This window comes from Phreatobacter sp. AB_2022a (assembly GCF_026847585.1).
Classification (GTDB): Bacteria; Pseudomonadota; Alphaproteobacteria; order Rhizobiales; family Phreatobacteraceae; genus Phreatobacter.
In genome coordinates, this window is sequence record NZ_JAPSET010000057.1 from 21,895 (window position 1) to 34,150 (window position 12,256).

The window sequence follows — 12,256 nt, forward strand, 5'->3', positions numbered from 1 at the left end:
GGAGAAAAACGGCACAGGGGAAACGACGATGAAGCAGCTCAGTGGCATCGACGCGACGTTCCTCTACATGGAAACGCCCGAGACGCCGATGCACGTAGCGGGGCTCACCGTCTACGAAAAACCGGAAGGTCTGAAGGGCTCGTTCTACGACCACTTCCGCACCTTCTTCGCAAGCCGCGTGCACCTCGTTCCGATCTTCTCCAAGAAGCTCGCGCGGACGGTGCTCGACCTCGATCATCCCGGCTGGGTCGACGCCGGCGACGTCGATCTCGACTATCACATCAAGCACACCCAGCTGCCGAAGCCGGGCAGCTTCGCGCAGCTCGAGGCGATGGTCGGCGACCTGCATTCGGTGGTGCTCGACCGGTCGCGCCCGCTGTGGCAGTTCACTGTCATCGAGGGCTTCGCCGACGGACGCGTCGCGCTCTATTCGAAGGTGCATCATGCGGCCGTCGACGGCGGTGCCGGCATGGTCATCACCAAGGCGCTCTACGACGTGACGCCGACCCCGCGCGAGGTCGAGCCGGCGCCCGCGCCGAGCCCGAAGAAACCGAAACCCGCGCCCGCCGAGCGCGCGCTCGCAAATCTGAACACGCTGGTGGCCAATGCCGTGAGGCAGCACTTCACGGTGCTCGCCGCGGGCGCGCAGATGCTCACGACGGTCGCCGGCATGCTGATGCCGGGCGGCCGCCCCAAGGACGAGAAGGAGGCCGGCGGCGCGCCGGCCCTGCCGAACCTGCTGCCGCCGAAGACCCCGCTCAACGTGACGATCACCGGCCAGCGCTCCTATGCGGCGCGCTCGCTGTCGCTGACCGATGCCAAGACGATCGGCAAGGCCACCGGCGCCAAGATCAACGACGTGGTCATGGCGATCTGCGCGGGCGCGCTCAGGCGCTATCTGATCGATCGCAAGGCGCTGCCGAAGACGCCGCTCGTCGCCTTCGTGCCGATCTCGCTGCGCGAGGCCGGCAATACCGAGATCAACAATCAGGTCTTCGGCATGAGCTGCTCGCTGGCGACCGACGTCGCCGATCCGCTCGAGCGGCTGCTCGCGATCCAGCGGACCGCGACGACCTCGAAGACGATCGCGGGCGCGGCCAAGGACGCCGCGCCGAAAGACTTCACCATGCTCGGCGCGCCCGTGCTGTTGCCGCAGCTGATGCAGCTGTTCGCGAAGTCGGGTCTCGCCGATGTCATCCCGATGGGCGCGAACGTCGTCATCTCCAACACGCAGGGACCACCGTTCCCGCTCTACTGCGCCGGCGCCAAGGTGCTGGCTCTCTATCCCGTGTCGATCCCGGTGCACGGTATCGGTCTCAACCTCACAGTGCAGAGCTATCTGGACAAGCTCGATTTCGGCCTGACCGCCGACCGACGCGCGGTTCCGGATATCGTCAGGCTCGCCGACTATCTCGGTGACGCCCTGGACGAACTGAAGGCGGCCGTGGCGAAAAGGTTCGGTTCACAAACCGCGCCTCAAGCTGCGGCCGTGGTCGCTACAGAGCCCAAGGAGACGGCAATGGCGAAGACTACGGCGAAGACTGCGAAGGCGGGTGCTGCCAAGGAGGCAAAACCCAAGACTGAGGCAAAGGCCAAGGCTCCGGCGAAAGCCGCTGCCGCGAAGGCTCCGGCAAAGGCCGCCGCCGCGAAGGCCCCGGCTGCTGCCAAGGCCAAGGCTCCTGCGAAAGCCGCTGCCGCGAAGGCTCCGGCCGCTGCCAAGGCCAAGGCCCCTGCGAAGGCCAAGGCTCCGGCGAAGGCCGCTGCCGCGAAGGCTCCGGCTGCCGCCAAGGCCAAGGCCCCTGCGAAGGCCAAGGCTCCGGCGAAGGCCGCCGCCGCGAAGGCTCCGGCTGCCGCCAAGGCCAAGGCTCCTGCGAAAGCCGCCGCCGCGAAGGCCCCGGCTGCTGCCAAGGCCAAGGCTCCGGCGAAGGCCGCTGCCAAGCCGAAGGCTCCGGCCAAGGCCAAGGCTCCCGCGAAGGCCGCTGCCGCCGCCCCCAAGTGACCGCTGCCAGGCGCCGAGGGCCGAGAGGTTCACGGCGTCCTGACCTGAGGCGGAAGGTCAGTCACATCGGTTGAGTAGATCCCGACCGGGTCGCAAGACCCGTCGGGAGCTCACCCTGACAACGCCGCGCGTATCAAGGCGACCGGCGGCGAAGAGCGTGTGCTCTTTCGCTGTCCGTCCGCGCTTCCTATGTACCAAGGGGCGATACCGTCAGTCCTGTGGTCGGCGGCCGCAGCGGAAGGCCGGCTTGCCGAGACGGCTACGGAATGATCTTCTTGGATGGTCCAGTCATCCTCGACTCGGATCAAGAAGCGGGCTTCGCGCGAATGCCGCCCCCGCGAAAGAGAGGAAGCGGCATGGCATCAGCATCCCCCCATCTCGCACCGCCGTCGACAGCCCTGCTGCTCCTGGAGGGGCGCGCACTGCCGGAACTGGCCGCCTTCGTCGCGGCCTATCCGCTGATCGCCTCCGCGCCGCGCGGCGACGGCCACCCGGTCCTGGTGCTGCCGGGCCTGATCACGTCGGACCGTTCCACCGGTCCGCTGCGCACCTTCCTCGCCGGCCAGGGCTATGCCGCCCATGGCTGGGAGCTCGGCCGCAACTACGGCCTGCTGCCGGGGTTCGAGCGCCGCATGCTCGACCGGGTGAAGCAGCTCAACGACGAATATGGCCGCAAGGTCAGCCTGGTCGGCTGGAGCCTCGGCGGCATCTATGCCCGCCAGCTTGCCAAGGCATTGCCCGACAGCGTGCGTTCGGTGATCACGCTCGGCAGTCCGTTCGCCGGCTCGCCTCGCGCCACCAATGCCTGGCGGCTTTACGAATTCACCTCCGGCCACAAGGTCGACGATCGCGACAACCACATGGGCGGCGCCATTGCCGCGCCGCCGCCGGTGCCGACGACAGCCATCTACAGCCGCACCGACGGCATCTGCGCCTGGCAGTGCTGCGTCGAGGTCGAAGGCCCGATCACCGAGAATATCGAAGTGCCCGGCAGCCATTGCGGGCTAGGCCACAATCCCGCGGCCGTCTATGCGGTTGCCGATCGCCTCGCGCAGCCGGAAGGAACGTTCACGCCGTTCGACCGCAGCGGCTGGCGCCAGGTCTTCTATCCCGATCCGGCGCGGCCGCACTGAGCGGATGCGCGGGGGACGGCGGACGGATCAGAAAAAAGGGCGGGGCCGCTCGGCTGCTCCCGCCCTTTTCACTCGGCTCGCAGCGCGCGGCGCTATTTCTTGGTGAAGCTCGATTTGATCTCCTCGAAGCTCTCCTTCATGCGGTCCTGAATGATCCGCATGGCGTCCTGATTGGACTTCTGCACGAGCTCTGCGAGATCCTTGGTGTTCTGGATCGCGGCGTCGATCGATCTCTTGGCGAATTCCGACTGGGCGGCCATGGCCTCCTGCGGGCTGCCCGGCAACTTGAAGTTCTGCGCCGCGGACTGGATGTCCCTGATCGCCGCCTCGACGATTTCGCGCTGCTTGGCCGCGAAGGCCGCGGCGCCCTCGGCGGCTGCCTTGCCGCTGGCGCTCAGGGCCTCGAGGTTCTTGCGGTGATGGGCAATGATCTTTTCCATGTCGACGGACGGGATCTTCAGATCCTGACCGAGCTTGGTGAACATCTCCAGGATCGACTGCTGCGTCTGGGTCATGTCGCTTCTCCCGATTGGCCGGTCCCATTCAGCAACGTTTCAGAGGCATGGACGCCCTGTCGATGCTTCACGGACAAAAAGCCTAAGGGCCCGCGCCGGCGGTTTCAAGCGATCTTCAAGAGCACCTCCATCGTGTGAAGGAGCAGGCCGGCGAGGCCGCCGATCAGGGTGCCGTTCAGCCGGATATATTGCAGGTCGCGGCCGATATTGATCTCGATCAGCCGGATCAGCTGCTGCATGTCCCAGGATTTCACCTGCTCGGCGATGAAACGGGAGACGCCGCTCTTCTGCGCCTCGACGAAGGTGGTCAGCGCCACCACGAACCCCTGGTTGATTTCCGCGCCCATGCGCGGGTCGTTCATCAGCTTGCGGCCGAGATCGGTGAGGAAGTTGCCGAGGGCGGCCTCGACCATCGACTGCGGGCCGGCAAGGTCCTTTTCCAGGAACGTGGTGAGGCTCTTCCACAGGTCCTGGGCCAGGCCGCGCAGTTCCTTGCGGGTGAGAAGGTCCTGCTTCAGCTTCTCGGCCTTGGCGGCATAGTCCGGGCTCTCCCGCAGGTTGACGATGAAGCCCTGGACGAAGCGGTCGAACTCGCCGCGCAGCGCATGGTTCGGGTCGGCGCCGACATCGTCGAGGAAGGACAGGGTGGACTTGATGATCTTGCGCAGGAGATAGGCGTCGGCCTTGAACAGGTTGAACAGCGAGGGCAGCTCCTGGCGGATCTTCTCGCGGATGCTCTCCAGCGTCGGCTCGTCGGCGAGCAGCCCCTTCAGCGCCGTGAGCAGTTCGTCGAGCAGCCGCTGATGCCGGCCGTCGTCGGTGATCGAGGTCAGGATCTGGGCGGCGAGGGGAGCGATCTTCAGCGCGTTCAGCTGCTCCATCATGCGCGCCGAGATGAACTCCTTGATACCCGACTGGTCCATGCCGGCGATCGCCTGCGGCAGCAGCTTGAGCCCGAAGCGCGAGAGATTGCCGCTTTTGGCGGGATCGGCGAGCCAGTCGGCGATCAGCCGGGCGAAGTCGACCTCGCGCAGCTTCGCCTCCACCGGCCCCGGCGCCAGGAAATTGACCTCGACGAATTCGCCGAGACTGTCGGCGATGCGGCTCTGGTTCCTCTGGATGATCGCCGTGTGCGGAATGGGCAGGCCGAGCGGATGCTTGAACAGGGCGACGATCGCATACCAGTCGGCGAGGCCGCCGATGGTGGCCGCTTCCGCGAAGGCGGCGACAAACCCCCAGGCGGGGTGGCGATGCTCCAGGAGCTTGGCGACCACCATGAGCGAGACGCTGCCGGCGAGCAGGCTGGTGGCCACGATCTTGACCCGCCTCAGCGCGCCGAGCTTTTCCCGGTCGCGCTCGGTGATGTCCGCACCGGCCATCATGCGTCGGGCAGGAGCGCCTGACGGCGCGGTGTCCGGGAGAGCCATGCACTACCTCCGGCTGGTATCCTCGATGTGAAACGCGCCGCACAGCGATATCGGGCGTGCGATGAATTGCGAAATCATGACACGCGGCGTCGGTTCCGACATAGGCCCGGCACGCCCCGGCGGAAAGGCCGCCGCTGTGCCGCCGGTCCTGGTCCGAATTCCGCCGAGCAGCTTCCAGCGCATCCCATGTCCGCTTTCAAGTGATTGCTATTGCAGGTGTTTTGGCGATATTGCGATGCAATATAAATTCATGTTGCATCGCACAAAAATTCATGCGATAAGCTGTGCATGCCTCGGGCCAATGTCGGACGGGGTGGACCATAGCTCAGACGAGGATGGAGACGACGATGACCGAGAAGACCTCGAAGGCCAAAGCCCAGGCCACCGAAACCAACGCTTTCGCGCCGGTTGCCAAGATCATGGAGACGCTGAAGAGCGCCCAGGAGAAGATCCAGGTTCCGGCTGCTGCCCGTGAATTCGTCAAGCGCAATGCGGAGACCGCCAAGGAGCGGACCGCTGCCGCCGAGAAGGGCGCGCTCGATGCCACCGCTACCGTCGAGAAGGCCCTGGTCGCCGTGGTCGGCGCCGGCGCTTCGGTGTCGCGCGGCCTGATCGATGCCACCATCGCCAATGTCAACCTGACCCTCGGCGGCATCCAGTCGCTGGCCGATGCGTCCTGCCCGAGCGATGCCGCGCAGCGCTACGTCGCCTTCGTCCGCGAGTTCGGCCAGGCCAACATCGTCCGCACCCAGGACGCCTTCAATGCGGTTCGCCAGGCTGCCACCGACAGCGCCAAGGCGCTGCAGGCCGAGGCCGGCAAGCTGGCTTCCTTCGGCAAGACCGCCTGAGCCCGACACGCTCGAAATTGCGACAGACGAAAGGCCCGCCACGCCGGCGGGCCTTTTGCTATTGGGCGATCGGTGCCGTGCCGGTCAATTCGGCGAGCGGTCCGGCCGGCCATCGCGGGACGACGGCTCGCTGTTCTACAGGGCCTTCGACAGCCAGAGAATGAGGTCGTCATCCAGGCATACCGGTTCGCCGGGCCCGGCACGGCGTCCTCGATATGTCACGCCTTCGCCGTCCGGCCGGAACCCGAGCCGCGCGTAGAGCCGCTGAGCATTGCCGTAGTCGGCGTAAAGTCCGACACCGATACCGATGCCGGCCTTGCCGGACGATCTCGCTTTATTCTCCAGTGTCCGAATGAGGGTCGTGGCCACCCCGGATTGCCTGTGGCTGCGCGCGACGCAGAGGTTGTTGATCTCGGGCATGTCGCGCAGGCGGAAAGGGGCGTAATCCGACGCCCATGCGAGGGTGCCGTAGCCGATGGGATGATCGTGCGACCAGGCAATGAGGACCGTGCGCAGCCCGTGCGCCTGCTCGGCGAGGTAGCGGTCCCACAATGCGCGGTCGGAGTTCCAGCCGTTTCCGCCGTCGACGGAGACGACAGCCTCGACATCCGCGGGCGCCAGATCATCGATATGAAACGTCATGCTGCCCAATCCTGGCACCGCCACCCGATGCCCTGCATGGCCTGGATCATGATCCCAGCCTGCCGTGCTAGCATCAAGGCATGCTGCAGTTGGACCATCTCACCGTCGTCGCTCCGGATCTCGTCGAGGGTGTCGCCCATGTCCGGGCCTGCCTTGATCTCGACGTCCCCTTTGGCCAGCGCCACGGCTATATGGGAACCTACAACCATCTCCTTCGGCTCGGCGGCACGACCTATCTGGAGATCGTCGCCATCGACCCGCAGGCCGAGGCGCCGACACGGCCGCGCTGGTTCGGTCTCGACGACCGCGCGAAGGTCAGGGCGGATTGGGACGCGGGCAGGCGCCTGCGGGGCTGGGTGGCAAGGACGGACGACATCGCCGCGCTCATCGCCGGGCATGGCAGCCTGTTCGGCAAGGCCGTGGCGCTCCCGCCCGGCGGTCCGTCCTTCGACTTCGCGATCGCCGATGACGGCAGCCTGCCTCTCGACGGCGCCGTGCCCTGCATCATCGACCGGCGTGGCAGGGCGCGCGACATGACCGGCATCGCCGACCGCGACGCACGGCTGACGTCCTTCGTCCTGGAGCACCCTGAGCCGGCGGCAATCGCGTCCCTCTATCGGCAGCTCGCCATCGATCGGCCGCCGATGATCGCAAGGGGCGCCGGGCCGCGATATCGGGCGCATATCGAAACGCCCCAGGGGGTCAGAGTGCTCGTCTGAGCCGCCGCCCACGCGGCCGGCAAAAAGCCCGCCCGGGGAGGCGGGCTTCCCGCATCGACACCATGTGTGAAATGTCGGCCTCAGCAGCCCGCCAGCGCCAGCGCACGGCTGCGGGCAAAGCCGGGAATGCCGTCGCGCTCGGCGGCGAGCGGCGGCGCGGCCGGGGCCACCTCGATCGTGCCGGCCGTCTCACCCTGGCTGAAGGTGAAGCGTGCCCCGAACTTGCGGGCGAGCGCGCGCATGGCGTGGTTGTCGCTGGACGAGGTGATCCTCAGTCGCGCATAGCCGGCGAGCCGGGCCGCCGTGATCACCGCCGCGAACAGTTCCGAAGCGATGCCCTGACGGCGCCAGTCGGGCTCGACCGAAAAGGCGATGTCGGCCGGCTCGCCGCCGACCGGCGGATGCAGCTCCGCCGTGCCGCGGACATGACCGTCGCGGTCGACCAGTGCGAAAACACGCGTGACGCCGGCAAAGCAGCGTTCGGAATAGCGTGCGATGAAGCTGTCGTCGGCGATCCCGTTGAAACGGTCCCGGCGCCCTTCCGGGTCGAGCCGGGTCAGGTGATCGCGATGCAGCGCTTGCTCCGAACCGCTCAGTTCACGGATGGAGCCGAGCGCTGGGAATGCTCGTGCCATTGTGGCGGTCTCCTCGTGGATAACGAATCCCCGAGGGCGCTCACTTCCCTAGAGCCTTCATATTGTGCGCTGCAGCATACAAGTCAATGCGACGATATGCCCGCACGGGCATGGCCGCCGCGCGACTGCGGCCGGGCGCGGCTCAGGTGCCGGCCCAGACGTCGAGAACATAGCGGTTTTCGCGGCCCATGCGGTCGATCCAGGCTTCGCCCTCGGCGAGCGAAACGTCCTTCTCGTCGCAGTAGATGCCGACCAGCGTGCGCTTGACGTCGGGTTCCATGCGGCTGCCGTCGCCGCAGATGAAGATGATGGCGCCGGCCTCGATCAGCGCTTTCACGGTGTCCCTCTCCGCCCGCACGAGGTCCTGCACATAGGTCCGATTGCCGTCGAGGCGCGAAAAGGCGACCTTCAGATCGACGATGCCGTCGCGTGCATAGGCCTCCAGCTCGTCGCGGTAGATGAAGTCCTGGTCGGGGTGGCGGCAGCCGAAGAACAGCATGGCCGGTCCGATCGCCTGGCCGCTCGCCTTCACCTGGGCCCTCTGGGCCAGGAAGCCGCGGAACGGCGCGAGGCCGGTGCCTGGCCCGATCATGATGATCGGCCGCGCCGGATCGTCGGGCAGGCGGAAGCCGGCCTTGGTCTCGCGCACGGTGGCGTGGATGAGGCTGCCTTCCGGCGAACGGTCGAGATGGTTCGAGCAGATGCCTTCGTAGAGGCCGCGCCCGGATCGGGCCGGGCCGGAGACCACGCCCACCGTGATGCTGCAGCGGTCCGCGGCGACCAGCGGCGAGGACGAGATGGAATAATAGCGCGGCGTCATCATCGGCAGCATTTCGAGATAGCCGGCGAAGCCGAGCTCGCAGGCCGGAAACTCCTCCAGGAGGTCGAGCACCGAGCGGCGTTTCGCCCAGATCTCGCTCTTGTAGCCGCCCGGCTCGCCGTCGCCGGCGAGGGCGGCAAGCCGCGGCCTGGTCATCGGGCAGCGCGTATGGTCGGCGAGCGCCTGCACCTGCTTGCGTGTCGCGACCGTCTGCAGCTCGACGAATTCGGTCAGGAGCTGGCGCACGCCGAGCGGCTCGTCGACCGGCAGGGCGCTGCGCCGCCCGCCCTGGGTCCTCAGCCGGATCTGGGCATCCGGTGCGAAGCCGAAATGACGCTCGGCCCGCTCGACCAGGGCAAGGCCATTGACGGGCACGACGCTCAGGTGGTCGCCGGGCCGGTATTGCGTGCCCGGCGGCAGCGCGATCTCGATATGGCGCGTCGAGCGCTCGGAGGGCGTCGCGCCGGCCTTCGTCTGCAGCTCCCGGTTGGCGAGAACGGTCATGGCCTTGGCGCCGACGGCGGCGACGACCGGATTGCCGCTCGCGCGCGCCAGCGTCTCCACCACATAGAGCGGCTCGGCCGCCGGGCTCTCGCTGAAATCGATGTCGAGGCCCAGCGCCGTGCCGACCGCCGGGAACAGGCCCTCGAACCAGGCCTGGAACTGGCCGTCGAGATCCTCGCGGGCATCGCCTTCGGCGCGTTCGCGGATCCGGCGGGCGCCGAGGGCGGCGAGCCGCTCGTCGAGCTGGCGCGGCACCGACTGGTAGGTCGAGGCCCAGTCGCGGTTGCCGCAGCCGAACACGGCGTAGCTCACCCCTTCGAGCAGCGTGGGGTCGTTCGTCTCGGCAAGCCAGGCCTGGAACCGTGCGGCATTGTCGGGCGGACCGCCATTGTAGGAGGCGCAGGCGATGACGACCGCCCCCTTGGCCGGCAGGTCGCCGACATGGCTGTCGAGCTCGGCGAGGGTGACGTCGAAACCGTTGACCTCGCCGGCCTCCGCGATGGCGCGGGCGATCTCTTCCGTCGCGCCGAGATTGGAGCCGTAGAGCACGGTCAGCGCGGTGCCGTGCTTCGGCCGTGCCGCGGCCGCCGGGACCGCCGCCGTGGTGGCGGCGGCCGGTGCGCCGGAGGCGGCAACCGTCGTCGAGCGCGTCCGGCCGGGGCGCGGCTTGACCTTGATCTTCAGGCCGTCGGGCTTGATCGACAGCGTTTCCTTGATCTTGAGCTGGTATTTGGTGTGATCGAACAGCTGGAAGCGCTGCAGGATCATGCCGAGCACCAGGGTTGCTTCCTGCATCGCGAACTGACGGCCGATGCAGGCCCGCTGGCCGTTGCCGAAGGGCTTGTAGGCATTGGCTGGGCGCGCGGCCTCCGCCTCGCGCGAGAACTGCTCGGGATCGAAGGTTTCGGGATCGTCGCCCCAGACCGCGGGGTCGCGGTGCAGCATCAGGGTGAGCGCGGTGACGAAGGTTCTCGCCTTCAGCGGATAGCGTCCGCCGATCACCTCGTCCTGATAGGGATAGAGGCCGAAGGCCGGCGCCGTCGGCCACAGCCGCAGGGCCTCCTTCAGCACCTGGGCGACATAGGTGAGCTGGTTCACCTGGGCATAGGTCGGCTGCACGCCGATATCGGTACCGAGCACCCGGTCGACCTCGTCATAGGCCTTGGCGAGCACGTCGGGATTGTTCAGCAGGAAATAGATGGCGAACGAGAGGAGGCCGGAGGTCGTCTCGTGGCCGGCGATCAGGAAGGTGTTGATCTGGTAGCGGATGTTCTCGTCCGACAGGCTTTCGCCGGTCTGCTTGTCGACGCCGGCAAGCATGTAGTTCAGGAGGTCGTTCTGGCCGGCCGCCGCACCGCCGCGGCGCCTTTCGCGGATGATGTCGTCGACCAGCTTGTTCATGAAGTCGACATCGTCCTTGAGCTGGCCGAGCCGCTTGCGCAGCAGCACCCCCTCGAAGGGCAGGCCGCGCTGCATCATGCAGGTTTCCAGCGTGCGGGTCAGGGCGTCGATGAAAGGGTGATAGTCGCGCCGGTAGAAGGAATTGAAGCGATAGTCGAAACCGCAGATGCCGATCGTGTCGAGCGCGAGCGCGGTCATGTCGTGGACGACGTCGACCTCGTCGTCGGCATTCAGGCGCTCCCATTTCAGCATGAGCTGGGAGGCGATATCCAGCATCATGGGCAGGTAGTTGACCATGGCGCGCTGGGAGAAGGTCGGCAGCAGGATATTGTGCGCCTTCGCCCAGTTGGGCTCCTGGGTGTCGCCGGTGAACAGGCCGTCGCCGGCAATGGCTCGGATGCGCCGCAGCGAGCCGCGCACCGCCTTGTCGAACCGCTTCTCGTCGCAGAGCTCGTCGATCAGGGCCGCGCCCGACACGACGATGAGCGGCGTGCCCATCATGTCGAGGCCGAAGATCGGCCCGTGCTCGCGGGTGAGCTGCATCAGGCTCTGCAGCGGCGTCTCGCTCGACACGGTCAGCATGTTGCCGACCACCGGCTTCTTCGGCGGATGCGGAATCGGAGCCAGTGATGCGGCTTCGGTCATGGATGAGCGCCCCTCGTCTTTTTTGGCATTGAGGGGCCCGGCCGAGGCTCTGTCAACCGGCATCACGGACCGGCCGCTCCCACCCTTCGGCCCGGCGCGAACGCGCAGGACACGGCGCGCGGCGCGGAACCTTGTTCAGCGCGGCGCAGAACGTGTTCAGCGCGAGGAGACCGGCCGCACCGGTCGGTGCGGCGGCGGCAGCGGCGCTGCCGCGCGGGGCTCGTCGCCCCAGCCGCCGGCCGGCATCGCCACGCGCACGGCGGCCTCCGGTTCGGCCTTGACCTGGAAGGTTTCCACCGCAAGGCGTGCCGCCACCATGGTCTGCTGGTCCAGGCGGGCGGCGACCTCGTCGCGCTTCTTGGCGGCATCCTGGTCGCCGCCGAGCGCGGCGAGGGCGAACCATTTGTAGCTCTCGGCGAGGCTCTGATCGACGCCGAGGCCGCGCGCATAGAGGATGCCGAGATTGAACTGGCTGTCGGTGACACCGTGTTCGGCCGCCCGACGGAACCACTGCGCGGCCGTCCGGTAATCCGGACGTTCCGACAGCGCGCCCTGGGCGAACATGACGGCGAGGTTGTGCATCGCCTTGCCGTTGCCGGCGGCCGCGGCCTTCTCGTAGAGCCCGCGGGCGCGGTTGAGATCCCGGGTCACCCCGGTGCCCTTCTCGTAGAGGCTGCCCAGCCGGTACTGGGCGGGCGCCAGGCCGGCATCGGCGGCACGCTGATACCAGCTGGCCGCTTCGGTCGCGCTCACCTGGACGCCGCGGCCTTCGAGGTAGCGCGTGCCGAGCTCGAAGGCGGCCGCCGGGTTGCCGCCTTCGGCAGCGCTCTTCAGGGCGGCGGGAATGGTCGCCGGCCGCTCGCCGGCACGGCCGACCGCCTGCCAGCCGGAGGAGGAGACCGAGGTGCCGGGCAGGCCGATCCGCGGCGGGCTGGCGATCGAGCCGGTCGTCGCCGGGGCGCTGCTGT

At 67.6% G+C, this 12,256-nt stretch carries 10 protein-coding genes; 4 read left to right on the forward strand and 6 right to left on the reverse strand.

Translation table 11 applies throughout. The features are described from left to right. Positions 1-28 precede the first annotated feature (28 nt). Together OZ671_RS27910 and OZ671_RS27915 are read left to right on the forward strand one after the other, a co-directional pair. Positions 29-1,999 (forward strand): WS/DGAT/MGAT family O-acyltransferase, encoded by a 1,971-nt coding sequence (locus OZ671_RS27910; RefSeq protein ID WP_268863748.1) that lies wholly within the window; start codon positions 29-31, stop codon positions 1,997-1,999. A 356-nt stretch (positions 2,000-2,355) separates the two neighbouring features. After that, entirely contained in the window at positions 2,356-3,132 is a 777-nt protein-coding gene (locus OZ671_RS27915) for an esterase/lipase family protein (protein WP_268863749.1), read from the forward strand. 92 nt (positions 3,133-3,224) lie between these two features. On the opposite strand, the gene OZ671_RS27920 is transcribed toward OZ671_RS27915, so the two are convergent. Continuing rightward, on the reverse strand, positions 3,225-3,647 hold the full coding sequence (locus OZ671_RS27920) for a phasin family protein (RefSeq protein ID WP_268863750.1): 423 nt from the start codon (positions 3,645-3,647) through the stop codon (positions 3,225-3,227). Between the two features lie 104 nt (positions 3,648-3,751). Continuing rightward, positions 3,752-5,029, reverse strand: coding sequence for a DUF445 domain-containing protein (locus tag OZ671_RS27925; RefSeq protein ID WP_268863757.1), 1,278 nt, complete (start codon positions 5,027-5,029; stop codon positions 3,752-3,754). A 392-nt stretch (positions 5,030-5,421) separates the two neighbouring features. On the opposite strand from OZ671_RS27925, the gene OZ671_RS27930 reads away from it, so the two are divergent. After that, the gene (locus tag OZ671_RS27930; RefSeq protein ID WP_103168909.1) at positions 5,422-5,922 is read left to right on the forward strand and encodes a hypothetical protein; all 501 of its coding nucleotides are present in this window, start codon (positions 5,422-5,424) and stop codon (positions 5,920-5,922) included. A 135-nt stretch (positions 5,923-6,057) separates the two neighbouring features. Here OZ671_RS27930 and OZ671_RS27935 read toward each other — a convergent pair whose 3' ends face one another. Next, positions 6,058-6,564, reverse strand: coding sequence for a GNAT family N-acetyltransferase (locus OZ671_RS27935; protein WP_268863751.1), 507 nt, complete (start codon positions 6,562-6,564; stop codon positions 6,058-6,060). 80 nt (positions 6,565-6,644) lie between these two features. On the opposite strand from OZ671_RS27935, the gene OZ671_RS27940 reads away from it, so the two are divergent. Next, entirely contained in the window at positions 6,645-7,283 is a 639-nt protein-coding gene (locus OZ671_RS27940; RefSeq protein ID WP_268863752.1) for a VOC family protein, read from the forward strand. An 80-nt stretch (positions 7,284-7,363) separates the two neighbouring features. Here OZ671_RS27940 and OZ671_RS27945 read toward each other — a convergent pair whose 3' ends face one another. The 3 genes from OZ671_RS27945 to OZ671_RS27955 all read right to left on the reverse strand — a co-directional run. Beyond that, positions 7,364-7,918 (reverse strand): GNAT family N-acetyltransferase, encoded by a 555-nt coding sequence (locus tag OZ671_RS27945; protein WP_268863753.1) that lies wholly within the window; start codon positions 7,916-7,918, stop codon positions 7,364-7,366. Between the two features lie 142 nt (positions 7,919-8,060). Further along, on the reverse strand, positions 8,061-11,288 hold the full coding sequence (locus OZ671_RS27950) for a bifunctional cytochrome P450/NADPH--P450 reductase (protein WP_268863754.1): 3,228 nt from the start codon (positions 11,286-11,288) through the stop codon (positions 8,061-8,063). Between the two features lie 156 nt (positions 11,289-11,444). Beyond that, the coding region (locus OZ671_RS27955) for a tetratricopeptide repeat protein (protein WP_268863755.1) at positions 11,445-12,256 on the reverse strand (812 nt) is incomplete at its 5' end.